Origin of the sequence: Micromonospora parastrephiae, from assembly GCF_016802865.1 — a bacterium.
In the GTDB taxonomy this organism is placed as follows: Bacteria; Actinomycetota; Actinomycetes; order Mycobacteriales; family Micromonosporaceae; genus Micromonospora; species Micromonospora parastrephiae.
Genome location: NZ_JAEVHM010000025.1, coordinates 23,755 through 47,708, shown reverse-complemented (window position 1 = coordinate 47,708; position 23,954 = coordinate 23,755). Strand labels below are relative to the sequence as shown.

Annotated in this window: 20 protein-coding genes and 1 pseudogene; 6 read left to right on the top strand and 15 right to left on the bottom strand. The window is 71.0% G+C overall.

Features of this window, described 5'->3' with window-relative positions; translation table 11 throughout:
- Positions 1-1,716 (bottom strand): molybdopterin-dependent oxidoreductase (locus JNW91_RS32050; RefSeq protein ID WP_238424600.1); only part of this gene is annotated, 1,716 nt, incomplete at its 3' end.
- A 45-nt stretch (positions 1,717-1,761) separates the two neighbouring features.
- Entirely contained in the window at positions 1,762-1,905 is a 144-nt protein-coding gene (locus JNW91_RS08380; RefSeq protein ID WP_203174322.1) for a hypothetical protein, read from the bottom strand.
- Here JNW91_RS08380 and JNW91_RS08375 point away from each other — a divergent pair.
- Positions 1,904-2,608, top strand: coding sequence for a permease-like cell division protein FtsX (locus JNW91_RS08375; protein WP_203174321.1), 705 nt, complete (start codon positions 1,904-1,906; stop codon positions 2,606-2,608). The genes JNW91_RS08380 and JNW91_RS08375 overlap by 2 nt on opposite strands.
- Positions 2,609-2,628: 20 nt before the next feature.
- On the opposite strand, the gene JNW91_RS08370 is transcribed toward JNW91_RS08375, so the two are convergent.
- The 3 genes from JNW91_RS08370 to JNW91_RS08360 all read right to left on the bottom strand — a co-directional run bounded on the left by JNW91_RS08370 (position 2,629) and on the right by JNW91_RS08360 (position 5,343).
- Positions 2,629-3,048, bottom strand: a complete 420-nt coding sequence (locus tag JNW91_RS08370) for an ASCH domain-containing protein (protein WP_203174320.1) — start codon at positions 3,046-3,048, stop codon at positions 2,629-2,631.
- A gap of 142 nt (positions 3,049-3,190) precedes the next feature.
- Positions 3,191-4,363, bottom strand: coding sequence for a lactonase family protein (locus tag JNW91_RS08365; protein ID WP_203174319.1), 1,173 nt, complete (start codon positions 4,361-4,363; stop codon positions 3,191-3,193).
- 227 nt (positions 4,364-4,590) lie between these two features.
- On the bottom strand, positions 4,591-5,343 hold the full coding sequence (locus tag JNW91_RS08360) for a VOC family protein (RefSeq protein WP_203174318.1): 753 nt from the start codon (positions 5,341-5,343) through the stop codon (positions 4,591-4,593).
- 169 nt (positions 5,344-5,512) lie between these two features.
- Between JNW91_RS08360 and JNW91_RS08355 the strand changes: the two genes are divergently transcribed.
- The 4 genes and pseudogenes from JNW91_RS08355 to JNW91_RS08340 all read left to right on the top strand — a co-directional run bounded on the left by JNW91_RS08355 (position 5,513) and on the right by JNW91_RS08340 (position 8,765).
- Positions 5,513-6,439, top strand: a complete 927-nt coding sequence (locus JNW91_RS08355; protein ID WP_203174317.1) for a hypothetical protein — start codon at positions 5,513-5,515, stop codon at positions 6,437-6,439.
- A complete protein-coding gene (locus JNW91_RS08350; protein WP_203174316.1) occupies positions 6,436-6,888 on the top strand; it encodes an ABA4-like family protein in 453 nt (150 codons plus the stop codon). Before JNW91_RS08355 ends, JNW91_RS08350 begins: the two co-directional genes overlap by 4 nt.
- Before the next feature lie 32 nt (positions 6,889-6,920).
- Positions 6,921-8,142: pseudogene (locus JNW91_RS08345) on the top strand (sensor histidine kinase).
- Positions 8,139-8,765 (top strand): response regulator, encoded by a 627-nt coding sequence (locus JNW91_RS08340; RefSeq protein WP_203174315.1) that lies wholly within the window; start codon positions 8,139-8,141, stop codon positions 8,763-8,765. Before JNW91_RS08345 ends, JNW91_RS08340 begins: the two are co-directional and overlap by 4 nt.
- Positions 8,766-8,768: 3 nt before the next feature.
- Here the strand turns inward: JNW91_RS08340 and JNW91_RS08335 are convergent, their stop codons facing one another.
- Positions 8,769-9,485, bottom strand: a complete 717-nt coding sequence (locus tag JNW91_RS08335; protein ID WP_203174314.1) for a YoaK family protein — start codon at positions 9,483-9,485, stop codon at positions 8,769-8,771.
- 68 nt (positions 9,486-9,553) lie between these two features.
- Here JNW91_RS08335 and JNW91_RS08330 point away from each other — a divergent pair, with 68 nt between their 5' ends.
- Positions 9,554-10,234, top strand: coding sequence for a GntR family transcriptional regulator (locus JNW91_RS08330; protein WP_203174313.1), 681 nt, complete (start codon positions 9,554-9,556; stop codon positions 10,232-10,234).
- On the opposite strand, the gene JNW91_RS08325 is transcribed toward JNW91_RS08330, so the two are convergent.
- The 9 genes from JNW91_RS08325 to JNW91_RS08285 all read right to left on the bottom strand — a co-directional run bounded on the left by JNW91_RS08325 (position 10,231) and on the right by JNW91_RS08285 (position 23,872).
- Positions 10,231-12,021 carry a gamma-glutamyltransferase family protein gene (locus tag JNW91_RS08325; protein ID WP_203174312.1) on the bottom strand — a complete coding sequence of 597 codons (1,791 nt, stop codon included), beginning with the start codon at positions 12,019-12,021 and terminating at the stop codon, positions 10,231-10,233. The genes JNW91_RS08330 and JNW91_RS08325 overlap by 4 nt on opposite strands.
- Positions 12,018-13,019 (bottom strand): ABC transporter ATP-binding protein, encoded by a 1,002-nt coding sequence (locus JNW91_RS08320; RefSeq protein ID WP_203174311.1) that lies wholly within the window; start codon positions 13,017-13,019, stop codon positions 12,018-12,020. The genes JNW91_RS08325 and JNW91_RS08320 overlap by 4 nt, the downstream gene beginning before the upstream one ends.
- Positions 13,016-14,038 carry an ABC transporter ATP-binding protein gene (locus tag JNW91_RS08315; RefSeq protein WP_203174310.1) on the bottom strand — a complete coding sequence of 341 codons (1,023 nt, stop codon included), beginning with the start codon at positions 14,036-14,038 and terminating at the stop codon, positions 13,016-13,018. Before JNW91_RS08315 ends, JNW91_RS08320 begins: the two co-directional genes overlap by 4 nt.
- Positions 14,035-14,922: an ABC transporter permease gene (locus JNW91_RS08310; protein ID WP_238424598.1), complete on the bottom strand. Its 888-nt coding sequence runs from the start codon at positions 14,920-14,922 to the stop codon at positions 14,035-14,037. Before JNW91_RS08310 ends, JNW91_RS08315 begins: the two co-directional genes overlap by 4 nt.
- Positions 14,919-15,875 (bottom strand): ABC transporter permease, encoded by a 957-nt coding sequence (locus JNW91_RS08305; protein ID WP_203174309.1) that lies wholly within the window; start codon positions 15,873-15,875, stop codon positions 14,919-14,921. Before JNW91_RS08305 ends, JNW91_RS08310 begins: the two co-directional genes overlap by 4 nt.
- A gap of 6 nt (positions 15,876-15,881) precedes the next feature.
- Complete coding sequence (locus tag JNW91_RS08300) at positions 15,882-17,546, bottom strand: ABC transporter substrate-binding protein (RefSeq protein WP_203174308.1); 1,665 nt, start codon at positions 17,544-17,546, stop codon at positions 15,882-15,884.
- A 114-nt stretch (positions 17,547-17,660) separates the two neighbouring features.
- A complete protein-coding gene (locus JNW91_RS08295; RefSeq protein ID WP_203174307.1) occupies positions 17,661-18,878 on the bottom strand; it encodes an MFS transporter in 1,218 nt (405 codons plus the stop codon).
- 102 nt (positions 18,879-18,980) lie between these two features.
- Complete coding sequence (locus JNW91_RS08290) at positions 18,981-20,582, bottom strand: alkaline phosphatase D family protein (RefSeq protein WP_203174306.1); 1,602 nt, start codon at positions 20,580-20,582, stop codon at positions 18,981-18,983.
- 290 nt (positions 20,583-20,872) lie between these two features.
- Complete coding sequence (locus JNW91_RS08285) at positions 20,873-23,872, bottom strand: discoidin domain-containing protein (protein WP_203174305.1); 3,000 nt, start codon at positions 23,870-23,872, stop codon at positions 20,873-20,875.
- Positions 23,873-23,954: the final 82 nt, after the last annotated feature.

The following is a 23,954-nucleotide window of genomic DNA, read 5'->3' as shown; positions in this document are numbered from 1 at the left end:
GTAACCCTTGACCTTCCCATCGATCATGTCGAGCACCTGCTGGTAGGTACCGTGATCACCGGTCATCCGGGGCAGATACCCGTAGCAGTAGTCGTTCTCGGCCGTGGCCGCATCGCCCCAGTACGCCTTGAGCAGGCTGGCCGCGAACGACTCGGCGTTACCCCAGAAACCCTTCTGACCCGGGTGACGGATGCTGTCCACCCACTCGCCGAAACTCGGGTGGGACGCGTGGTGCGGCATCGGCAGGTAACCCGGCAGCAGGTTGAACAACGTCGGAATGTCCGTGGAGCCCTGGATGCTGGCGTGCCCCCGCAGCGCCATCACGCCGCCGCCCGGGCGACCCATGTTGCCCAGCAACAGCTGGATGATCGCGCCGGTGCGAATGTACTGCACACCCACACTGTGCTGCGTCCACCCCACCGAGTAGATCAGCATCCCGGTGCGCTCCCGGCCGGAGTTCCGCGTCCACGCCTGCGCCAGTTCGAGGAACTGCTCCTTCGGAATGCCGCAGACCCGCTCCACCATCTCCGGGGTGTAGCGGGCGAAGTGCCGCTTGAGGATCTGGTAGACGCAGCGCGGATGCTGCAACGTCTCGTCCCGTTGGGTCTGCCCGCTCACCTGGGCGCCGTGCGACTCGTGCGCCAGCCCCGCGGCGCTGTCCCGCTCCTGAGCGGTGTGCCCGCTGCCGGAGGAGCCCTCGTGCCCCTCGTACTGCCAGCTGTCCTGCACGTAACTGCCGGTCTCCGGGTCGAAGCCGGAGAAGAACCCGTCGCCGTCCTCGGTGTCGCTGAACTGTTCACTGACGATCGTCGCCGCGTTGGTGTACGCGAGCACGTACTCCCGGAAGTCGAGTTCGTTGTCCAGGATGTAGCGCACCACGCCACCGAGCAGGGCGATGTCGGTGCCCGCCCGGATCGGCAGGTACGCGTCCGCCACCGCGCTGGTCCGGGTGAACCGGGGATCGACGTGGAAGACCTTCGCGCCGCGGCGCTTGGCCTCCATCACCCACTGGAAGCCCACCGGGTGCGCTTCCGCCATGTTGGAACCCTGGATCACGATGACGTCAGCGTTGGCGATGTCCTGCTGGAAATCCGTCGCACCGCCACGACCGAAGCTGGCCCCCAGACCGGGGACGGTGGCGGAGTGTCAAATACGGGCCTGGTTCTCGATCTGGAGCGCCCCCATCGCGGTGAACAACTTCTTGATGAGGTAGTTCTCCTCGTTGTCCAGCGTCGCCCCACCGAGACTCGAGATACCCAGCGTGCGGTGGAGTGGCCGGCCCTGCGTGTCGACGTCCTCCCAGGTCTGCTCGCGGGCGGCGAGCATCCGGTCGGCGATCATGTCGAGCGCGGTGTCGAGCTCCAGGTCCTCCCACTGCGTCGAGTACGGTCGGCGGTAGCGGACCTTCGTCTGCCGTAGCGGGCTGGTCACCAGACTCTTGCTGGCCGCACCCTTCGGACAGAGCCGACCCCGCGAGATCGGGCTGTCCGGATCACCCTCGATCTGACTGACCTGCCCGTCCTTCACGAACACCCGTTGACCACAGCCCACGGCGCAGTACGGACAGACGGACCGGGCCACCGAGTCCGCGGTGTCGGTGCGGGCGGTCAACGCCCGGGATCCGGCGGACTTGGCCGCGGCGCCCCGGCCCAGTGGGTCGGTGCCGGTGAGCTGCCGGTACACCGGCCAGCCCTCGATCCAGCTCCGCACCCCCATAGCCGTACCTTCCCGACTAATCCGACTAATATGAACAGCCTGACATTAGTCGAGGTGCCCGACCGGGCGCAGCGGAACGGCGGGGGCGGTCAGCCCCGCCCGGGCGGTGTGGCCGGCCAGGGCGCCGAGATTCGCACGGCCCAGTGCGGGCAGCGACGTCGGTGGACGGTCGCTACGATCTCCGCCCATGCGTCGTGTCGCCCCGTTCCTGGTATCCGTACTCCTGCTGGGCCTACCCGCCTGCGCCGCGCAGCCCGAGGAGTCCACGGAGGTCGCGCTGACCGCCTTCCTGGACAACGACGTGACGGCGGAACGGAAGAGCGCCGTGGAGCAACGACTCCGGTCGATGCCAAGCGTCGAGAAGGTGGCTTTCGAAACCCGCGAGCAGGTGTACGAGCGTCAGAAGGAGGACTTCAAGGACAATCCTGAGCTGCTGGCGAGCCTCAAGCCGGAGGACGTGCCGGAACTGCTCCACGCCACGGTCACCGACGTTCGGATCGCCGAGGCCGTCGAGCTGGTGATGGCCGAGGTGGACGGCGTGGACGATGTCACGCTCAGGGCCGCGGATGTCGATCCCCTGCCGTCGCGGATCGGGATCGTCGTCCGGCTCACGTCGTCGGCGACCGGCGAGCAGCGAACCGCCGTGGAGCAGGCCGTCCGGGCACTGCCGAACGTCAAGTCGGTCGAGTTCGAGAACCGCGACGCCGCGTACGAGCGCCTGCGCCAGCGATGCCGGGACAAGGGCGACCTGGCCACGCAGCTCAGACCGCAGATGGCACACGAGTCATGGCGGTTTGTGGCGCCTCTGGACAAGAAGGGCGCCGGATTGTCCGACCTGATGAAACTCGGCGGCGTCGACGGCGTCCTGCTGGTCCCGGTGGCGATGCTGTAGCCCCGGCGCCGGCTGGCTGCTCAGACGACGTGCAGCAGCCGGAAGCGTTGGGCCACCACCAGGGTGTCGTCGTCGACGGTGAAGCCGGGGTCACCCAGCTCGGCACGCACCTCCGCGCTGTGCCAGAACGTCTCGTGCCCCGCGCGCCACTGTGCCACCGACTCGTCACCCTCGCCCTCGTCCAGGGCGTGTTGCAGGTCGACGTCTCCGAGGCGGACCACCCGCACGTCGGTCAGTTCGATCACGGCGACCCGCCGGCCCCCGGAGTCCACCACGGCCGAGCGCTGGCCGACCTCGGGCAACGGCTCGTTCGCGCGCTCGTAGCCGACCAGCAAGCCGGACGTGGAGGTCTTCGCGCCGGCGAGGATCGCGGCCACGAGCCTGTCCCGCAGCGGCCCCGGAAACGCGAACTCGGCAAGGGGAAGATCATCGAGGTCCATCCGCGGAGGGTACGTGATCCGACGGGCCACCAGCGCCCACGGCCTTGTCAAGCGCCACTGGATCGCGCGCCGACCTCCGCAGGACCCGCGGACACGGAACTGGTCCCGGTCGGCGAGCGACCGGGACCAGTGGGCGGCGGCGTCAGGAGGCGGCGATGCCCTCCATGCCGATGCCGTCGGTGAACTTCGGCAGGCCCTCCACGGTGGTGACGAGTTTCAGGGAGCCGTCCTCGTTCACCTCGTAGCCCTGCACGTTGCCGGCGGTGGCGTTCTGCACGTACAGGAAGCCGTCGCTGGTGGTCATGTCGATCGACCCGCCGCCGGTGTCGGCGGCGACGGCCTTGACGAGTTCGAGCTTGCCGTCGTCGTCGACCCGGTACGAGCTGATGGTGGAGGTGCCGGCGTTGGCGACGAAGAAGTAGTCGCCGACGCGCTGGATCCAGCAGGGCGCCTGCTGGCCGTTGGGCACCGACGGCCCGACCTGGTCGAGCGCGCCGTCGTCCTCAAGCTCGAAGCGGCTGACCGCGTTCGCACCCGATTCGGTGACGAGCAGCGAGTTCTCGGTGTCGAAGGTGAAGCCGAACGGCGTGTTCCCCGCGTCGCTGATGACGGGATTCCGGGCCAGCCTGCCGTCGCGGCCGATCTCGTAGCTGAACATGACGTTGGCGGCCTTGGTCGACACCAGGACGAACTCGCTGTCCGGGTCGATCTTCACCTGCGCGGGGGCGGTTCCGAACGCGGGCGGGTTGCCGTTGTGCAGTCCGAGCGACCGGTTGGCGCCCTCGATCCGTGACAGGCGCCCCTTGTGCAGCTCGAATCCTTGCACGGAGCCCTCGCCACCGGCGTTGAGGACGTAGACGAGGTCGCCGCGGGCCGCGACGCTGACCGGCAGCAGACCTCCGGACCAGATGACCTGAAGCTTGTGCAGCTTGGTGCCCTCGACAGCGAAGACCGTCACGGTGTTGCTGCCGGCGTTCACGGCGAAGAGCAGCCCGCGGTGGTAGGTCAAGGACCCTTGCGACGCCAGCGCGTCGAGCGGCGCGCCGATGGTGAACCCGCCCAGCCCGCCGGTCTCGTACTCACCCGCCTTGGTGAGACGGCCGTCCTCGTCGCGGTCGTACACCTTGATGGTGTTGCCTTCGGCCTTGTTGGTCTGCACGAAGACCGCGCCCTCGTCGCCGTGGTGGTGTTCACCCCCCTTGCGGTCGTCGTGGTATCCGGGGCCGCCGCCGTCGGCGAAGGCGGTCCCCGGGATGGATCCGACGCTGGTCAGACCCGCCAGGAGGGCTGCCGCGAGCGCAACGCTGCGCTTCATCATCTGCTCCTTACGCCCATGATGGGAGGAATCTGAGTTTTCCTCTCGTTCAAAAGCTATCGGAGGCTGTAGTCGTATTAGGGGTCCTTACCCTAAAGCGGTAATTTCGTGCCGTTCCGTCGAATCGGCAGACGCGGGTGACGTCATGGCATACGACAAAGGCGGCGTTCGTCCCGCGTCCGACAGGAGGCCGGGCCCGGACACGGCCCGGTTCCTGTTGCCGGACGTCAGCCCGCGTCGGGCCGCCACCACGGTTCGAGGATGACCGGGTCGGCGACGTAGCCCTCGACCTGGGTACGCTCCGCCTCGGTCAACGTCAGCGCACGGAGGCGGGCTCCCCATTCCGGCACCCGATCGGTCTTGCCCAGGGCGACCGACAGCTCGATCAGTCCGGCGAGCGCCGTCGCCTGCTCGACCACCGGAGCGTCCTCGGCGCGCCGGCGCATCCCCGAGTCGAGCGCCCGGTAGGCCGCCCGGTCGTCCATCTTGAATTCGCGCAGGATCCTAGCGTTGTCGAGCACCCGCGCCAGGCCCTGCAACTCCTTCGACCCGCCGTACTCCAGGTCCTGCGGCTCGTCCCGGCGGATGAAGGTGATGGTGTTGCCCGACGGGTCGACGATGCTGAACCGCGACGCCCCGGCTCGGAAGCGGGTCATCCGGGGCAGCCCCTTGACCAGCACCTTGCCGTAGGTGCGACGCATCGCGTCGGTGAACGCCGCGTGGTACGGCGCGACCGCGTCGACCATCACCAGGCAGCCACCGGACCACTCCTTCGCCGGGTCCAGGTCTTTCGGCGCCGGGCCGTAGTGCAGCTGGAACCCACTCCAGGTGAAGGCCAGGTACACATACGGCCTGAGCTGCTCATAGGCGACCTCGAACCCGAGCGCCCGCCAGAACGACAGGGTCTCCTCGGGTGCCGCGCAGGGCAGCAGTGGCACGGTGGTCTCGTTCGGCTGGACCCGGTCCTCAGTGGTCGTCATGCGCACTCTCCGTCCGGTCGGCAGGCGGGCCATTGTGCCAGCAGCGGCGACGGGCCTCGACGGGTTTCGTCGTCTCCTACCCAGGGAGGAGGTCGGCTCCGACCGCAGGCCGCATGCAGGGCTCGGGGTCGGACGCGATCGGCGGAGGCGACCACGAGCATCTACAGGCATGACTACTGTTCTGCGCCGGGCGACGCACTGGAACCGCCCCCTGATGTTCCTGGTCTGCGTGATGACGGTGCTCGCCGTCGTCGCCGCGATCGGCATCCTCGTCGATCCGCGCGTCCTCACCGGGGCGCCGATCTGGCTCAAGCCGCTCAAGTTCGGGGTGTCCTTCGTGCTGTACGGCCTGACGCTCGCCTGGATGCTCTCCCTGCTGCCCCGCCGTAGCCGGGTCGCCGAGCGGGCGGCCGTCGTCATCGTCACGGTGGCTGTCGTCGAGATCGCGTGGATCGTCGGTCAGGTGCTGCGCGGGCAGACCAGCCACTTCAACGACAGCACACCGCTGAACGCCGCGCTGTTCGCCTCGATGGGCGCGGCGATCATGGTGCTGTTCTTCGCGCACCTCGTCATCGGAATCGTGGTCCTGATCCAGCGGATCCCGGACCGGGTCGCCGCGACGGCCGTCGGGTGGGGGCTCGGCCTGTCTCTGCTGGGCATGCTCGCGGCGGTGCCGATGGCGCTGCCGACGCAGGACCCGGGGATCGAGGGGATCGGCGGGGCACACAGCGTCGGCGTGCCCGACGGTGGGCCGGGGCTGCCGGTGGTCGGCTGGAGCACCACCGGCGGTGACCTGCGGATCGGGCACTTCGTCGGGCTGCACGCCCTGCAGGCGTTGCCGATCCTGGCGATCCTGCTGAGCCGGTTCGCGACGCGGTTGGACGAGCGCACCCGCGCCCGGCTGCTGGTCGTCGCGGGCGGCGCGTACGGCGTACTCACGGTGCTGTTGACCTGGCAGGCGCTGCGCGGACAGCCGCTGCTGCGCCCGGACGCCAGCACGCTTGCCGCGGTCGCGGCCCTGGTGGTCGCGACCGCGACCGCCAGCGGCCTGGTGCTGGCCCGCCGACGCCGACCGGAACTGGCGCTGGCCGCATGACCGCGACGCTGTTCTCCCTGACGTTCGCGGTGGCCGCGCCGTTCTGGGCGCTGATGATCCTGCTGCCGCGCTGGTCGTGGACGGCCCGGATCATCGCCTCGCCGCTGATCGTGCTGCCGGTCGTGGTGATCTACGCGCTGCTGGCGCTCCCGGCGTTCGGCGACGTGCTGCCGGCCGTGACGTCGCCGACGCTGGCCGGGGTGCGCGACCTGCTCGGCACCTCCGCCGGGGCGGCGGCGGGCTGGGCGCACATGATCGCGTTCGACCTGTTCGTCGGGCGGTGGGCGTGGTTGGACAGCCGGGAACGGGGGGTGCCGGCGCTGGTCATGGCCCCGGTGCTGGTGCTGACCATCCTGCTCGGACCGCTCGGCCTGGCCGCGTACCTCGCGGGCCGGGCCCGGTGGCGGCGGTCGTCGGTCGCCGCCACCGGGCCGCTGCACCTAGGCTGACCACCGTGGTGAGGCCGGTGCGGGTGTTCGACATGCGGGACACGCTCGTGCGGATGATGCTGCTCGACCTCACCGGGGTGGGCTACCTGCTCTTCGTCCCTCATTCGGCCAGCACACCCACGGCGACACAGTGGATCCTCGCGCTGCTCGCGTTCGCCGTGGCGCTGGTGGCGCACCGCCGACCGGCGGTCAACCTGGTGGCCCAGGCCGCCCTGCTGACGGTCGCGATCGGGCTGATCGACGACTTCACGATCAACCAGGTGGGCGCCAGCTGGGCGTTGCTCGAGGTCACCATGCGGGCACGCCACCCCCGAGTAATCTGGCTCTGCACGGCACTGCTGGTCGTGGTCGACCTGACCGACTCGATCGGCGACCCGCTGCGCCGGGTCGCCTCCGGCGTCGTGGGGCTGGCCCTGGAGGTCGGCGTGCCGGTGCTGCTCGGCCTGGTCATCCGCACCAACCGGGAGCTCAGTCGGCAGGCCGTGGAACGGGCAGCCGCCGAGCAGCGGCGGCGCGAGTCGGAGAGCCGCGCGGCGCGCGCCGACGAACGCAGCGCCATCGCCCGCGAACTGCACGACGTCGTCGCGCACCACGTGGCGTCGATGGTGCTGCGGGTCGGCGTGGCACGGCACGTGCTCACCGACCTCGACCCCCGGGTCGGCGCGGTGTTCGACGACGTGCACGGCACGGGCACCGCAGCCCTCGCGGAGCTGCGCCGGCTGGTCGCGGTGCTGCGCGATCCCGATGGGGTACGCGGTGACGCGGCGCTGACGGCCATCGAACCGTCGGCGCTGCCGGCGGCGCTCGGCGCGACGGTCGACCGGGCCCGGCAGACCGGTGTCACCGTGGAGGCCGACATCGACCCGGCGGTCGGCGCGCTCGACGCGGTGCGGGGCCTCGCGGTGCTGCGACTGACCCAGGAGGCGTTGACCAACGTGGCCAAGCATGCCGGGCCCGCCGCGCTGGCGCGCCTCGTGGTCGCCGTCCAGGACGGGGCCGTGCACTGGGGAGGTGTCGGACGACGGGCACGCCGGCGTGCCGGCCGCGGTGCCGACCGGCGGGGGCCACGGCATCACCGGGATGCGCGAGCGCGTGGAGGTCCTCGGCGGGCGGTTGGAGGCCGGCCCGACGCGGACGGGGTTCCGGGTGCGTACCGTCCTCCCGGCGCTGGCCTCCGGCGCCGAGGCGTCGGCCCGGCCGGTGCCCCGTGACCGCGAGGCCCCCGCCGGGTCGCCCGCACCGGAGCCGGCGTGATCCGCGTCCTGCTGGTCGACGACCAGCACCTCATCCGCGCGGGGCTGCGCATGCTCTGCGAGGCCCAACCCGACATCGAGGTCGTCGGCGAGGCGGACAACGGCCGTGCGGCCATCACCTCCGCCGCGCGGCTCCTCCCCGACGTCGTCGTCATGGACCTGCGCATGCCCGGCGTCGACGGGATCACCGCGACCAGCCGGATCCTCGCCGAACGTCCCGCAACCCGCATCCTGGTGCTGACCACGTTCGGCGACGACGACCACCTCTACCCCGCCCTGACCGCCGGCGCCTGCGGGTTCCTGCTCAAGGACGCGCCCCCCGCCGACCTGCTCGACGGCATCCGCCGGGCCGCCGTCGGCGACAGCCCGTTCAGCCCCGAGGTGCTGCGCCGCCTCGTCCAGCGTGCGGTGCACGCCCGCGCCGAGACGCCGCGACCGGTGCAGGGCCTCACCGCGCGCGAACGGGACGTGCTGGCCCTCGTCGCCGAGGGCCTGTCCAACACCGAGATCGCCGACCGGCTCCACATCGGTGTCACCACGGTCAAGACCCACATCACCAGTCTGATGACCAAGACCGACAGCCCCAACCGGGTCCGCCTCGCCCTGTTCGCGCGCGGCGTCTGAGGATCAGGCCCGCAGCCGCGCGGACAGGGCGATGACGAGGGTGAGCGGCACGATCAGCAGCGCCGGCGCGGCCACCGGCAGGTGCAGGGCCACCAGGGCGCCGACCGCCGCGCCGGTCATCAGGGCCAGCAGCACCTGAGCCTTGGGCCGCAGGCTGCGCCACGGGCTACGTGCGGCGACGCCGGCGATCAGGCTGGTGAGGGTGCCGGTCAGGTAGGTGGAGGACAGGCCCGGCACGCCGAAGCGCTGGATCGCGCTGCTCTGTACGCCCAGCGCCGTCGCCGACAGCATGAGCAGCGCGAGGTCGACGTGGTCGACGTGGGTGGGCAGGTTGACCACCCAGACGACGAGGAACACCACGAACACCAGCAACTCCAGGACGAGCGCCCAGGTGACCCGCCGGGGCCAGACGGGATCGTCCGGTCGGGCCGAGCCGACGACGCGGGCGCCGGCGAGGACGCCGACGATGAAGCTGACGATCGCGCACCCGGAGGTCAGGGCGAGGTCGGCGTCGCCTCTGCCCGCCGAGAGCCCGAGGAGGACCATGTTGCCGGTCATGACGCTGGAGAAGGCCCCGCCGAGGGACAGGAAGCCGATGGCGTCGGCGCTTCCGGTGAGGAAGGTGAGCACGACGACGAGGGCGTGCCGCTGTCGTAGGAGACGATCGTCGTCCTGGGCGGCGACGCGAGGACGGGTGACACGGGGCGCGGTGCTCGACACTGTCGCTGTCCTCCAAAAATTGTTCTTCGTATACACTTTTGCCGGACGGTTCACGGAGAGGCGACCAGGTGGCTGAAGACCTGCGGGACAAGCTCGGCGCTCAGCACCTGCCGCTACGCGACCAGGTCCTCGCCGCGCTGCGGACCGCCATCATCGACGGCGACTACCTGCCCGGCGAGCGGCTGACCGAAGACCGGCTGGCCGAGGACTTCGGCGTCTCCCGCAATCCCGTCCGGGAGGCGCTACGCGTCGCGGAGGCCGAGGGCTTCGTCGTGATCCTCCCCCGCCGGGGCGCGGTCGTCGCCTCGCCCAGCAGCGGGACCATCGGGGACATGTTCGCCGTACGGGAGCGCCTGGAAACGCTTGCCGCCCGACTGGCTGCCGAACGGGCGAGCCCGGCGGACGTCGCGGCCCTGCGCGCCCTGCTCGACCAGGGCCGCGAGGCGACGCAGCGGCAGGACCTGCCCCGCGTCGCCGAGCTGAACAGCGCCCTGCACCTGCGCATCCTCCAGATCAGCGGAAACCCCTGGCTGTCGTCGATCGCCAAGTCGCTGTACCTCCATGTCCAGTGGGTCTTCCGGCTGGGTGCCGAGCAACGCGCACCACACTCGTGGGCCGAGCACATCCAGCTGGTCGACGCCATCGAGTCAGGCGACGGTGACCGCGCCGAGCAGGCCGCGCTCGCCCACCTCGACGCGGCGTCCGCGGCGGCGTACGAGAACGCCGAGGGCGGGTACGGCGCCCGCTAACGACCGCACGCGTAGCCCTGCACGCCGCGCGGATTCGCCCCGGCGGCGAGCACGCCGGTGTCCGGATCCCGGGTCACGGCGCAGAGCCGGCCGAGACTCCACGCGTCGGACAGCCGCACGTCGTGCCCGTACGACCGCAGTGCCGCCAGCACGTCCTCGTCGAACCGTTCCTCCACCACCAGGACGCCGGGCTGCATGTCACGCGGATAGAACGACCCCGGCAGGCTGAGCGTGTGCCACGCGGGCGCGTCGATCGCCTCCTGAAGGGACTGACCGCCGACGAGATGGCGCAGCAGGAACGGCACCTGCCACTGGTCCTGCTGGTCGCCACCGGGCGTGCCGCACGCCAGGATCGGCTCCCCGTCGCGGTGCACCATGGTCGGGCTGAGCGTGGTGCGCGGCCGGCGGCCCGGCGCCAGCGACGACGCGAGACCCTCCTCCAGCCAGAACATCTGCAAGCGGCTGCCGAGCGGAAACCCGAGTTCCGGGATCGTGGGCGAACTCTGCAACCAGCCGCCGCTCGGGGTCGCCGAGATCATGTTGCCCCACCGGTCGACCACGTCCACGTGACAGGTGTCGCCCCGGGTCACCCCGTCGGACTGCACCGTCGGCTCCCCCGTCGTCGCGTCCGACGGATCGGCACGACGGTCGGCGCCGGGTTGGACGTGCGCCGCGAGGCGAGGCTCCGCCCCGTCGGGACGCCCCGGCCGCAGCTCCGCCGACGCCCGATCGCCGATCAGGGCGGCCCGCTCCCGCGCGTACTGCGGGGAGAGCAACGCCTTGGCGGGCACGTCGGCGCCGTCGCCGTACCAGGCCTCACGGTCGGCGAAGGCGAGCTTGAGCGCCTCGACCTGGGCGTGGATGCCGGCCGCGGTCCCCGCGTCGTACGCGCCGGCATCGTCGAGCGCGTCGAGGACCGACAGCGTCTCCAGCAGCACCGGGCCCTGGCCCCAGAAGCCGGTCTTCGCCACCGAGTAGCCGTGCCAGTCGAGGGTGGCTGGCGCCTCCCACGTCGCCGAGTACGCGGCCAGGTCGTCGCCGGTGACCAGGCCGGCGTGTGGGCGTCCGCTGGAGTCCTGGAACGGCTGCCGGCTGAACTGGTCGATCGCGTCGGCGACGAAGCCCGTGCTCCAGGCCCGCCGCGCGGCCTCGATCTGCGCCTCCCGGTCGGCGCCGGCCGCCTGCCCCGCCTCGACGAGCCGACGCAGGGTGCGCGCGTACGCCGGGTTGGTGACCATCTCCCCAGCGGCCGGCGCTCTGCCGCCACGCAACCAGAGCTGGGCGGACGTGGGCCAGTGCTCCTCGAACAGCGAACGCACGGCCGCCACGGTGTCACCGACCCTGCCCACCAGCGGGTGGCCGGCGCCGGCGTAGCCGATCGCCGGCTCCAGCACCTCGGCGAGGGAGAGCGTGCCGTGCTCACGCAGCAGCAGGAGCCAGGCGTCCACGGCGCCGGGCACGGCCGCCGCGAGCGGACCGGCGCCCGGGATCAGGTCCATCCCGAGGGACCGGAAGTGCCCGATGGTGGCACCGGCCGGCGCCGGCCCCTGCCCGCACAGCACCTTCGGAGCGGGGTCCTGTGCGGTCGCCACGATGGCCGGCACCTCGCCGCCCGGCCCGTTCAGGTGCGGTTCGACGACGTGCAGGACGAACCCGGCGGTGACCGCGGCGTCGAAGGCGTTGCCCCCGCGTTCGAGGATGCCCATGGCCGACTGGCTGGCGAGCCAGTGCGTCGAGGACACCATGCCGAACGTGCCCTGCAACGTCGGTCTGGTGGTGAACGTCATGACAACACCTCACTGGGGTCTGCGGTGCGGACGTCGGGGCCGGTACCGTCCGGCTGGACCAGGTGGCAGGCTGCCATACCGTCGCCGATCGGCACCTGTCGCGGCACCTCGGTCGCGCACCTGTCGAACGCGAGCGGGCACCGGGTCCGGAAGCGGCAACCGGACGGAGGGTCCAGCGCGGACGGCAGGTCGTCGCCGAGCAGCACCGGCTGACGCTGCCGCTGGCGTACCGGGTCGGCCACCGGCGCCGCCGCCAGCAGTGCCTGCGTGTAGGGGTGGGCGGGCCGGGCGAAGATCCGCTCGCGGGAGCCCTTCTCGACGAGCTGGCCCAGGTACATGACGGCGATGTCGTCGGCCAGGTACTCGACCGCGGACAGGTCGTGGGTGATGAACAGGCAGGCGAATCCGATGTCGCGTTGCAGGTCGGCGAGGAGGTTGAGCACCGACGCCTGCACGGACACGTCGAGCGCGCTGGTGGGTTCGTCCGCGATGAGCAGCATCGGCTCGGAGACCAGGGCCCGCGCGATGCTGACCCGCTGGCGTTGCCCGCCGGAGAGCTCATGGGGGTAACGGCGCGCCACCTCGGCGCGCAGGCCCACCCGCTCGAGTTGCGGAGCGACGCGGGCCTCCCGCTCGCGCCGCGGGACGCGCCTACCGGCCAGCCGCAGTGGCTCGGCCACGATCTCGCCCACCAGCATGCGCGGGTCCAGTGAGGCGGCCGGGTCCTGGAAGACGATCGACACCGCGTCGCGGTGCGGACGCAACTGTCGTCGGGACAGGTGGGTGACGTCCGTCCCGGCGATCCTGACCACGCCCGCGGTCGGTTCGACGAGGCGTACCACGCACCGGCCGACTGTCGACTTTCCGGAACCGCTCTCCCCCACCAGAGCCGTTACCCGCCCTGCGGCGATGGTGAGGGACACCCCGTCCACGGCGCGCACCGGACCGAAGTGCATCACCAGGTCCTCGATCTCCAGGGCGTTCGGCTGCGACGTCATCGGTTCGCCTCCTGGGTTTGCGTCGCGCAGGGGTGCCAGCACGCCGCCAGGTGGTCCGGCCCTCCCCTCGCCACCTCCAAAGGCGGCGCGGAGTCGCGGCACCGCGCGTCGGCCGCCGGGCAGCGGTCGGCGAACGTGCACGCGTCCGGCTGGGTCGACAGGACGGGCACCAGACCGGGGATCTCCGCCAACCGGGTGGTGCTGGCGTGCCGCCCCGGCTTCGGTGACGCCGACAGGAGGCCGGCGGTGTAGCGGTGGTACGGATGCGCGAACAGGTCGGTGATCGGGGCCCGTTCCACCACGCGGCCGGCGTACATGACGACGACGCGGTCGGCGATGTCGGCGATCACGCCGAGGTCGTGCGTGATGATGAGGATGCTCGTGCCGAGCCGGTCGCGCAGATCCCGCAGGACCTGGAGGATGCCCGCCTGGACCGTGACGTCCAACGCGGTGGTGGGTTCGTCGGCCACCAGCACCTTCGGGCCACAGGCCACCGCCATCGCGATCATGACCCGTTGCCGCATGCCTCCGGACAGCTGGTGGGGATAGGCGTCGACGCGGTGCGCCGCGGACGGGATCCCGACGAGTGTCAGCAGGTCGATCGCGCGGACGCGAGCGGCCCGCCGGGACATCCGCTCGTGGATCTGGAGCACCTCCCCGATCTGCCGGCCGACGGTGAGCACCGGGTTCAGCGACGTCATCGGCTCCTGGAAGATGTAGGCGATCTCCCGTCCGCGGACCCGGCGTAAGGCGGACTCGCGGGCGCCGACCAGCTCGGTGCCGTTCAGGCGCACTGAACCGGATACCCGGGCGCTGCCCGGGAGCAGGCCGGCGATGCTCATGCCGGTGACGCTTTTTCCGCAGCCCGACTCGCCCACCATTCCGACGATCTCCCCGGCTGCGAGGTCCAGACTGACCCCGTCGACCGCCGAGACGGTGCCCGTCTCGGTCGGGAACGAGACCGACAGATCGCGCATCTCCAGGACGATCGCGGCGGTGCTTGCGGCGGCCGTGGTCATCGCCGGTCTCCCTTCGGGTCGAGGGCGTCCCGCAGGGCGTCACCGAAGACGTTGAACGCCAGCGCCAAACCCATGATCACGACACCGGGGAGGACGGCGGCCCACGGCGCGCGGGCGGCGAACTGCTGGGCGGTGGCAAGCATGGTGCCCAGGCTGGGGGCCGGGGGCTGGATGCCGAGGCCGAGGAAGGAGAGCACCGCCTCGCCGAGGATCGCCGCCGGGATCGCGACGGTGGCCTGCACGAGGATCACCGACGTCGCGTTCGGCAGGATGTGCCGGGCGAGGACCCACAGGTCACTCGCGCCGTCCACGACGGCCGCCGCGACGAAGTCCAGCGACTTGAGGCGCAGCGTGTCCGACCGCACCACCCGGATCACCCCGGGGATCTGGGCGATGCCGATGGCCACGGCGGCGTTGCCGAGGCTGGCGCCCCGGATGGCCGCCAACCCCACCGCCATGATCAGGAACGGAAACGCGAGCAGCAGGTCGGTGAAGCGCGAGATCACCGCGTCCCAGGCCCGGAAGTAGCCGGCGGCGAGCCCGAGGGGCACACCGATGACCAGCGAGGTGGCCACCGCCAGGAGCCCCACCTGCAACGACGCCCGCGCCCCGAGCATGATCCGGGACAGGACATCACGCCCCAGGTCGTCGGTGCCGAGCAGGTGACCGGCGCTCCCGGGAGGTGCGAGCGTACGGGCGAAGTCGGTCTGGTCGACGGAGTAGGGGGCGAGCCACGGCGAGAGCAGCGCGACGACGGCCGCGAGAGCGAGCACGACGAAGCTCACGACGGCGAGCGGGTTGCGTCGTAGCCGGCGCAGGACGCGCGTCCGGCGGGTGATGCCGGCCGTGCCGGTTTCCGCCATCGGTACGGTGAGGACGGTCATGCCGGATCTCCCGTCACCCGGATACGGGGGTCGATGACGGAGTAGAGCAGGTCCACGAAGAAATTGATCACGATGTAGGCGGCGGCGGTGAGCAGGACGACGGCCTGGATCACCGGATAGTCGCGCTGGAACACCGCGTCGATGGTCATCTTGCCGAAGCCCGGCAGTCCGAAGATCTGCTCGGTGACGACCGCGCCCGAGATCAGCCCTCCCAGTTGCAGGCCCACGACGGTCACCACCACGATCAGGCTGTTGCGCAGCGCGTGCCGGGTGACGACGGCACGGGGGCGCAGGCCCTTCGCCTTCGCCGTCCGTACGTAGTCCGAGGAGAGCGAGTCGAGCATCGCCGAACGGGTCTGCCGCATGATGATGGCGGCCAGGCCGGTGCCGAGGATCACCGCCGGCAGGACGATGTGGTGCAGGTTGTCGACCGGGTCCTCCAGCAACGGCACGAACCCGGAGGCGGGGAACAGGCCGGTCGCCACCGACAGGTAGAGGATCGCGAGCAACCCGAGCCAGAAGTGCGGCACCGACAGCCCGATCAGGGCGAGCGCGTTGGCGAACCACTCCGCCGGGCGGCCACGACGGACCGCCGCGAGCACCCCGGCGCCGATGCCCAGCACCGAGGCGATGACGATCGCCAGGACGGACAGCTCGACGGTCACCGGCAGGGCGGTGGTGAGCATCGACGAGACCGGCGTGCCGGTCCGGATCGACACCCCGAAGTCGCCCTGCGCCACACGTTCCACGTACTGCGCGAACTGGACCGGCAGCGGTTGGTCCAGGCCGTAGTGCCGGCGGATGGCGTCCAGCGCCTCCGGCGACCGGTCCTCCCCCGCCAGGGCGAGGGCCGGGTCACCGGGGAGCGCCCGCACACCGACGAACACCACGATCGTCGACAGCAGCAGGGTGAGCGCCGACTGCCAGGCGCGGGTGAGCAGATACCGGGCCACGGCGACCTACCTGGTGTAGCCGGCGAACGCCGCACGGATCACGCCGTCCGGGAAGACCTGCAGGCCCTGGATCTGCTTGGCGACGGCGGTCAGGTTGCGCTGCCGGTACAGGTAGATCAGCGCGTCGTCCTGCTGGAGCAGCGTGACCGCCTGCCCGTACAGCTTCTTGCGCTCCTCGACGTCGCCGGCCTGCCGGGCCTGGGCCAGCAGCGTGTCGAGCTGGGGGTTGCTGTAGCCGGCGACGTTCTGGCTCGCGCCGGTCCCGACGAAGTTGGTGATGTTGGCGTCCGGGTCGATCCGCCCGCTCCACCCCAGTTGCAGCAGCTCGAAGTTGCCCCGGTCCTGCTCGTCGAGCAGGGACGAGTACTCCACCGGGTTGATCTTCAGATCGAAGCCGCCGTCCTTGACCATGGCCTGGAGTGCCTGCGCGAGGCGCAGCGAGTCCGGCGTGTTCGACGCGAGCATCGTGACGGTGTACGGCGTCTGCACGCCCGCCTCGGCGAGCAGTTGCTTGGCCTTGCCGGGGTCGTGCGCCGGGCAGGTCTGCGCCTCGGCTGACGAGAACGGGCTGGCGGGCGAGATCGGTGAACAGGCGACGGTGTGGACTCCGTTGAAGACGGCGTCGACCAATGCCTTGCGGTCGATGGCGTGCTCGAAGGCCTGCCGGACCTTGGCGTCCTGGGCGAGGGGGCGGTTGATCGGCTTGGGCGGGGTACGCACCCCGTCGACGTTGCCGACGTTGATGGTGAGGCCCTGGTAGCCGAGGGACTGCGACTGCAGGACCGAGACCGAGGAGTCCTGCCGCAGGGAGGCGACGTCCTGGGTGGAGACGGTGTCGGCGACCTGGGCGTCACCGGAGCGCAGGTTGGCGGCCCGGATGCTCGCGTCGCTGAGGATCCGCCACGAGATCGCGTCGAGGTGGACCTTGTCGGCCTCGTAGTAGTTGGGGTCCCGCACCACGTCGATCGAGTTCTGGGGCACCCGCTTGGCGAACTTGAAGGGGCCGACGCAGACCGGCGCCGACGCGAAGTCGTCGCCCAGGCTCTGTAGCGCCCTGCTGCTCATGATCATGCCGGCGCGGTCGGCGAGGGCGCCGAGCAGGGGCGCGAACGGCTGCTTCAGCCGCAGGACGACGGTCTGCGCGTCGGGGGTGTCGACGCCGTCGATGGGACCGAGTTCGCTCTTGCGTGCCGATCGGGCGTTGGTGAGGTGTCGTTGCAGGGTGGCCTTCACCGCGGCGGAGTCGAACGGGGTGCCGTCCGCGAAGCGCACGCCCTGGCGCAGCGGGATCGTGACCGTCCGGCCGTCACCGCTCGTCGTGGGCAGGGCGGTCGCCAACTGCGGTACGACCTGCGCCCGCTCGTCAATGTCGTAGAGCTTCTGGCACATGGCCTGGAAGACGTACCGGGAATAGAGGCTGCGCGAGAGTGTCGGGTCCAGCGCGTCGGGCTCCGCGGAGAGGGCGATGACCAGCTTTCCGCCCTGCTTCACGGCGGCGGGGTCGGCCGGCGCACCGAAGGAGTCCTGGCCCGCCGACTGGTTGTCGCCGGACTGGGTGCCGCCCCCGCTGTCCGACACCGGTGAGCAGGCGACGACCGCGCAGGCAACAGCGACCGCCGCCACAGCGGCCCGGAGTGCACGGCTCGTTTCGCTGACGGAGAGGTTCGTCATGGAGAGCTCCTCGAGTGGGCGATTCGGGGAGCGTATGTTGTATACGATGACCGCCGCAAGACCTCCGTGAAGGGCTTTCCGGGCACCCCCGTGCCCTGGGCGACCGGACCTGGATCAGCTCGCGGATCGGGTCTGGCCACCGCGCAGGAGGCTGAGCAGGACGCCCAGCGCGAGCACCGCCACCACGCCACTGAAGATCTCACCAGCGGGACGCAGACCGGTCGCCTGGATCAGCAGCCCGACCCCGACCGCGGGCACGCCGAGCATGGTGAACAGGATGGCGAAGAAGGTCGACACCGCCTCGGCCTGATGCTGTGGAGCGGTCCTCATCGTGATCGTCGCGATGCCGTCGCCGACCGCCACCCCGGCGGCGACCCCGGTGATCGTCGCGCTGATCGCCAGCGCCGCCAGCACCGCCATCCACATGCTGAACGCGAGCAGGGCGGCGCCCACGATCAGACCGACGCAGGCGCAGGCCAGCGCGGCGCGCGACGACAGCACGCGGGTCAGCAGCTGACCGAAGGCGGCGCCGGTGAAGGCCAGGAAGACCACCAACGCGGCCAGCGTGTGCGAGCTCTCGTGCAGAACCATGCCGAGGAACAACCCGGTCACCGAGGTGAGCACTCCGAGAGCCGCGAAGCCCGCACCGCTGGTGATCGCCGCTCGGATGAAGTCACCGCGGATGTTCGATGGCACGTGCAGCCGCTGAACCCGCACCGTCACCGGCGACCGCTCCCGCACCGTCTCCGGTACGCCGCGCAACGCGACGATCGCGCTCACCGCCAGGATCAGCACGATGGCCCAGGGCAGCCGGAGTGGATCGGGCGCCACGTCCGACACGATTCCGGCCAGCAGGGTGCCGGCGGCGAGACCGCCCAGGTTCGCGAAGATCGAAACGGTGGCGGCACGTCTGGGGTGCCGGGGGTCGATCAGCTCCGCCAGCGCCGCGGTCGCCGCTCCGATGATCAGTGCGGCGGAGAGGCCGGCCAGCACCCGGCCCACGATGATCATCGCGAGGTCCACGGCGAACAGGAAGACGGCGTCGGCGGCGACGGACAGAACGAGCGCGGTCAGGATGACCGGACGCCGGCCGATCTGGTCGGAGAGCCGGCCGAAGACCAGCAACCCGATGACCACGCCCAGCGCGTACAGCGCGTAGACCACGGTCACGGTCAACGACGAGAAGCCGAACTCCAGCTCGTAGAGCGGGTAGAGCGGGGTCGGCACCGTGGTGCCCACGAGCGTGATCCAGAAGGCGAACGCGACCCGCACCGCCCCGGACGTGGAACCCGACCGCGCCCCTACGCCATCGGCGCGGCTGGCGTTGGACATGATCAGTCCCTCCGGGCTCGGACACCCCTGCTGCGGGCCGACGCGGCTCCTCTCCCCCGTGCAGCATGGGTCCTGGCCGTTGGTGGAGGTGCGGTAACGGCCCTAAACGCCCGCATCAGGTGGCGCCGACGTCACGTGCGCGACCCCGGGCCGGCCGTTCTGCACGTGGACGCTGGCCCGCGTCGTGATCAAAGCGCCCGGCGCGTTTACGAACGGCACGACGCGGTAGTCGGTGCGCATCTCCTGGCGACCGAGGTGGCAGACCTGGTACCCACGCTGGGAGTTGTGGAACTTCATGTGCGGGTTCTCGGCCAGCCAGGTCACGCCGAGCGCGTCCATGTCCTGCCCGTTGCCGCCCGAGCTGATCGCCGTCCCGAGGAACTCGGTGCCGATCGTGCGGGAGGCCGGGTCGGAGAAGTCCAGTTTGAGATCGGCGGCCACGCTCCGGTGCGCGTCGCCGGTGATCACGAGGAAGTTGTCGACGTTGCGCTGCGCCAGCCCGTCGAAGAGCCGCTGACGCGCCGCCGCGTACCCGTCCCAGGTGTCCATGCCGAACGTCTCGGGCGCGCCGTCGGTGTGGTCGGCCTCCATCGCGAACACCTGGTTGCCGAGCACGTTCCACCGGGCCGTGGACGCGCCGAGGCCCGCCAACAGCCAGGCCTCCTGCTGGGCACCGAGCATCTGCCGGTTCGGGTCCCAGCGCAGCGACTGGTCGGTGAGCTGCTGGTCCCGGAACCGGCGGGTGTCGAGGACGTCGAGCTGGAGCAGATCGCCGAACGTCAGACGCCGGTAGACCTGCATCTCCGGACCCCGGGGCATCGACGAGCGGCGCAGCGGCAAATTCTCGTAGTACGCCTGGTAGGCGGCGGCCCGGCGCAGCCGGAACACGGCCGGGTCCTGGTCCGGCTCGGTGTCCGGCTGCGAGTGGTCGCCGGCCCAGTTGTTCTCGACGTCGTGGTCGTCCGGTGCGACCACCCACGGCGCGGCCCGGTGCGCGGCCTGCAACGCCGGGTCGAGTTTGTACTGCGAGTACCGGATCCGGTAGTCGGTCAGGGAGAACGTCTCCGCCGCCGGAAGGTGCGCGCGGCCGATCGTGCCCGCGCCGCCGCCCTCGTAGATGTAGTCGCCGAGGTGGACCACGAGGTCCAGGTCCTCCCGGGCCATGTGCTCGTACGCGGTGAAGTAGCCGTCGGTGTAGGCCTGGCAGCTCGCGAACGCGAAGGTGAACGACCGCAGGGCGGTCCCCGGGCGCGGCGCCGTCCGGGTACGGCCCACGGGGCTGACCTGGCCCGCGACACGGAACCGGTACCAGTACACGCGGTCCGGCCGCAGGCCGTGCACCTCGGCGTGCACCGAGTGCGCCCACGCCGCCGTGGCACGCTCCACGCCACGACGCACGATCCGGCGGAACTTCTCGTCCTCCGCCACCTCCCACCGCACGCTGACGGCACGCTCGGGCATGCCCCCCAACCCGTCGAGAGCGAGCGGGTCCGGTGCCAGGCGGGTCCAGAGCACGACACCGTCGGGCGACGGGTCACCGGACGCGACACCGAGCGTGAACGCGTAGCCCGGCAGGGTGATCCGGTCGTCCGGGACGTCGGAGCTCGCCGAGGCGGGCTCGGCGCCGAGCATCGCCGCGCCGGCGGCGACGCCTCCCAGGGCGAGGAAGTGACGACGCGGCAGCGTCAGAGGGGACTGCGACATGGATGCGAGACCTTCCGGAAAGCAGAGCTGTTGCCTGTGCTCCCGTGATCCCAACCGCCCGACATGACGCCCGTCGGAACACCCCGTGAACACGGCTCGGGCAATCCACTCGCGACGGCGAAGCGATCGGGAGGCGGTGGGAAGTCCTGACTCTCTCCAGCATGCGCATTGGCTGGCCCGGCGTGTCGAGGTGCTGTTGAGCGGTATACCTCAGAGTCATATTCATACCTCTGAGGTATACCGCTCAATACCGCGTCCGCCCCGACGGAGGCGACCGACTACTTACTCGTCTAGGAGTTGTACGCCTGCGCGGTCACCGTGACCTGGCGGGCCACGCCCGCCCGCGCGGGCCAGGAGATCCGCACCTGACGGGTCTCCCCCGGCAGGAGCCAGAAGTAGTTGTCGTCGTAACGGGCCGGCAGGACCCGCTTGCCGTGCTGGTCGCGCACGGCCAGCCGGACCAGAGCGGCGACCGCGCGGCCCTGGTTGCGGACCGTGGTGGTGACCGTGGAGCGACCCTCGACGACACGTACCGTGCTGGACGACGTCGACAGCCGGGCCGACGGCAGGCCGTTGAGCGCCCGCATCTCCTCGGCGCTGTCATAGCGCCAGTACGTGTTGTCCGCCAACAGCCGGTCGCGGCCGTCCCGCAGCTCCAGCCGGACCAGGTGCAGCCCGCCGCCGTCGGGCACCGCGAGGGGGAACGCCGCCGTCGTCGCCGAACGCGCCACGTCCACCCGTTGCCGCTGGGGCGTGCCCAGCGACCGGCCGTTCAGGTCGTACCGGCGGGCGGTGACCGTGACGCCGGTGAGCGCCGTCGTGGTGTGGTTGACCACCCGGACCTGCCAGGTGCCCGGGTCGGCCTGGACGTGCACCGGCTCGCACCCCTTGCGGGCGCCGTAGTAGGCGCCGTTCACGTCGAGGTCGTAGTCGTAGGTCTGCCAGACCGTGCTGTGCCACGCCGGGTGCGACATCCACAGCAGCAGGCCGGTCGCGTCCTGCCACAGGTTGGCGTTCCACGCCTCGAACATGGCGCGGTGGCTCTCGTAGTTGACGAACTGCGCCCGGGCGGCGAACTCGTCGAGCGAGCCGGACTCACCGAGCCGCGCGTCGATCGCCGCCTGGTACGTCCCCACGCGCTGGTTACCGACGGTCGACCAGTCGTGGTAGTTCCACACGTCGCCGATCGGCCACTCCGGCGCGTCGCCGACGAGGTTGCGCATGCTCTCGACCACCGACACCACCGGCATGCCGATCTCGGTGTGGAAGCCGAACGCCCCGGTGTCGTAGGTGTTCCGGTTGTTGTAGGTCCCCGGCTCCACCCAGTGGTACGGGCCGTGGCCGCTGACGATGCCGCCGGCCGAGTTCGGGATGTAGAGGATCTCCGGGTGCTCGGTGGCGGCGGCCGCCTTGAGCCCGGCGTCGACGATCGGCGGCGGGTCGCCCTCGTTCGCGCCGCACCACACGACGATGCTCGGGTGGTGGCGGAACCGGCGGATCGTGTCCGCGGCGATGTCCACGTAGCCGGGCGGGTTGGGCAGGAACTGGCCGGCCTGCCAGAAGTCGTTCCACACCAGGATGCCCTGCTCGTCGCAGGCCTGGTACAGCTCCTCGCGGTTGCTGCTGCCGAGCCAGTTGCGGATCATCGTGAAGTTCATGTCGCGGTGCATCTCGACCGTGTCGGCCAGCCGGTCGGGCAGCACCCGCCGCAGCAACTCGTCCCAGCCCCAGTTGCCGCCCCGGGCGAACACCGGCACACCGTTCACGCTGATCTTGAGCTGGGTGACGGCGTTGCTGACGGCCTTGACGTCGGTCCACCGCTGCCCGTCGTCGGAGACCTGGATGACGAAGTCGCGGGCGTACGCCTGCTCCCAGACGATCGTCACCTGGTCGAAGGCGACCGGCGCGCCGAGGTCGACCTGGATCCACTGGTTGTCCTCGAACTTCGAGGACCACCGGGTCCGTGGGTTGCCGTCGACGGCCCGGTCGGGGCCGTTCGAGTCGCTGTCGGACGACGAGGCGGTGGCGGTCTTACGCAGGGCCAGGTCGACGTCCGGCTCGGCCTGCCGCTGCACCGAGAGCGCCCACATGGACACACCCCACGAGGTCACCCGCGCGCCGGTCTGGATGCGCAGGTGCCGGGCGGTCTGGCTGGCGAAGGTCTCGACCTGGGTGGCGCGGCTGCCCAGCGGGGTGTCGTTGCTGACGGCCTTCACGTCGGTCCAGGCGTCCCCGTCGGCGGAGACCTGGACGCGGTAGTCGAGCGCGTACGCCTGCTCCCACACGATGGTGACCCGGTCGAAGTCGACCGCCGCGCCCAGGTCGACCTGGATCCACTGGTTGTCCTCGGCCTGCGACGCCCAGCGGGTCGCCGGGTCACCGTCGACGGCCCTGCCGGGCCCGTTGGTGTCGTTCTCCGACGACGAGGCGGTCGCTTCGCGGCGCAGCGCGAGGTCCGGGCCGGTGCCGTCGGCCACCGACAGCGAGAACATCGAGATGCCCCAGCCGGTGGCACGCTGGCCGGCCTGGATGCGCACGTGTCGGGCGTGCTGCCCGTCGAACGTCACGGTCTGGGTCGCGGCGCCGTCGACGAACTCCAGCGGGGGCTTCCCGGGCGGCGAGATCACGATCGGCTGGTGCCAGTCGTAGGCGAACTCGCGGATGCCGAAGCGGAGCTCGCGCCGGTCGCTGACCGAACGCTTGACGGTGGCGGTGAGCGTCAGGTCGTACAGGTGGGGCTCGCCGTAGCCGTTGGGCCACCAGAGCCGGGGGTCGCGCAGGCGTAGCGCGCGGAAGCGCTCCGGCGCGAAGGTGACCGTTGTGGATCCCCCGGCGGGCACGGTCACGGTGGACTCGACGCGTACCTTGTCGAACTCGGCGCGCACCGTGACCGTGCTGGGGGTTGCCGCCGCGTTGCGCACCGGCACGTTGATGGTGACCTCGGCGGTGTCGGTGTCCGGCAGGTCGGGCAGCGTGGTCAGTACGTGCGGGTCGCCGACGACCACCGCGCCGGTGCTGCGCAGCCGGACGTGGTCCCAGAGCCCGGTGACCCGGTCGCGGACGGCGGGCATCCAGTCCCATCCGGACACCGCGAGGTAGGTCGGCGCGTCGAGGTAGTGGTGGGCCGACTGGAGGAAGGTGCGGCCGTCGGGGCCCTTGTCGCCGGGGGTGCCCGGGTGCGGCATCGGGGTGACCCGGACGGCGAGGACGTGCTCGCGGTGGCCGGCCAGGGCGTCGGTGATGTCGAAGGCGGCCCGCGCGAACGGGTGTGCGACGCTGCCGACCTGCACGCCGTTGACCCAGGCGGTGGTGGTTGATGCCGTCGAACTCCAGCCAAATCCGGCGGCCGGGCGAGGTGTCCAGCTCACGTGG

Excerpts from the sequence above, each read along its gene's own strand:
- JNW91_RS08310 (WP_238424598.1), bottom strand. The coding sequence starts at position 14,922 with ATGACCGTCCTCACCGTACCGATGGCGGAAACCGGCACGGCCGGCATC.
- JNW91_RS08355 (WP_203174317.1), top strand. The coding sequence starts at position 5,513 with ATGACTACTGTTCTGCGCCGGGCGACGCACTGGAACCGCCCCCTGATG.
- JNW91_RS08365 (WP_203174319.1), bottom strand. The coding sequence starts at position 4,363 with ATGAAGCGCAGCGTTGCGCTCGCGGCAGCCCTCCTGGCGGGTCTGACC.
- JNW91_RS08370 (WP_203174320.1), bottom strand. The coding sequence starts at position 3,048 with ATGGACCTCGATGATCTTCCCCTTGCCGAGTTCGCGTTTCCGGGGCCG.
- JNW91_RS08295 (WP_203174307.1), bottom strand. The coding sequence starts at position 18,878 with ATGTCCAACGCCAGCCGCGCCGATGGCGTAGGGGCGCGGTCGGGTTCC.
- JNW91_RS08300 (WP_203174308.1), bottom strand. The coding sequence starts at position 17,546 with ATGACGAACCTCTCCGTCAGCGAAACGAGCCGTGCACTCCGGGCCGCT.
- JNW91_RS08375 (WP_203174321.1), top strand. The coding sequence starts at position 1,904 with ATGCGTCGTGTCGCCCCGTTCCTGGTATCCGTACTCCTGCTGGGCCTA.
- JNW91_RS08320 (WP_203174311.1), bottom strand. The coding sequence starts at position 13,019 with ATGACGTCGCAGCCGAACGCCCTGGAGATCGAGGACCTGGTGATGCAC.
- JNW91_RS08380 (WP_203174322.1), bottom strand. The coding sequence starts at position 1,905 with ATGGGCGGAGATCGTAGCGACCGTCCACCGACGTCGCTGCCCGCACTG.
- JNW91_RS08290 (WP_203174306.1), bottom strand. The coding sequence starts at position 20,582 with ATGTCGCAGTCCCCTCTGACGCTGCCGCGTCGTCACTTCCTCGCCCTG.
- JNW91_RS08350 (WP_203174316.1), top strand. The coding sequence starts at position 6,436 with ATGACCGCGACGCTGTTCTCCCTGACGTTCGCGGTGGCCGCGCCGTTC.
- JNW91_RS08360 (WP_203174318.1), bottom strand. The coding sequence starts at position 5,343 with ATGACGACCACTGAGGACCGGGTCCAGCCGAACGAGACCACCGTGCCA.
- JNW91_RS08325 (WP_203174312.1), bottom strand. The coding sequence starts at position 12,021 with ATGACGTTCACCACCAGACCGACGTTGCAGGGCACGTTCGGCATGGTG.
- JNW91_RS08315 (WP_203174310.1), bottom strand. The coding sequence starts at position 14,038 with ATGACCACGGCCGCCGCAAGCACCGCCGCGATCGTCCTGGAGATGCGC.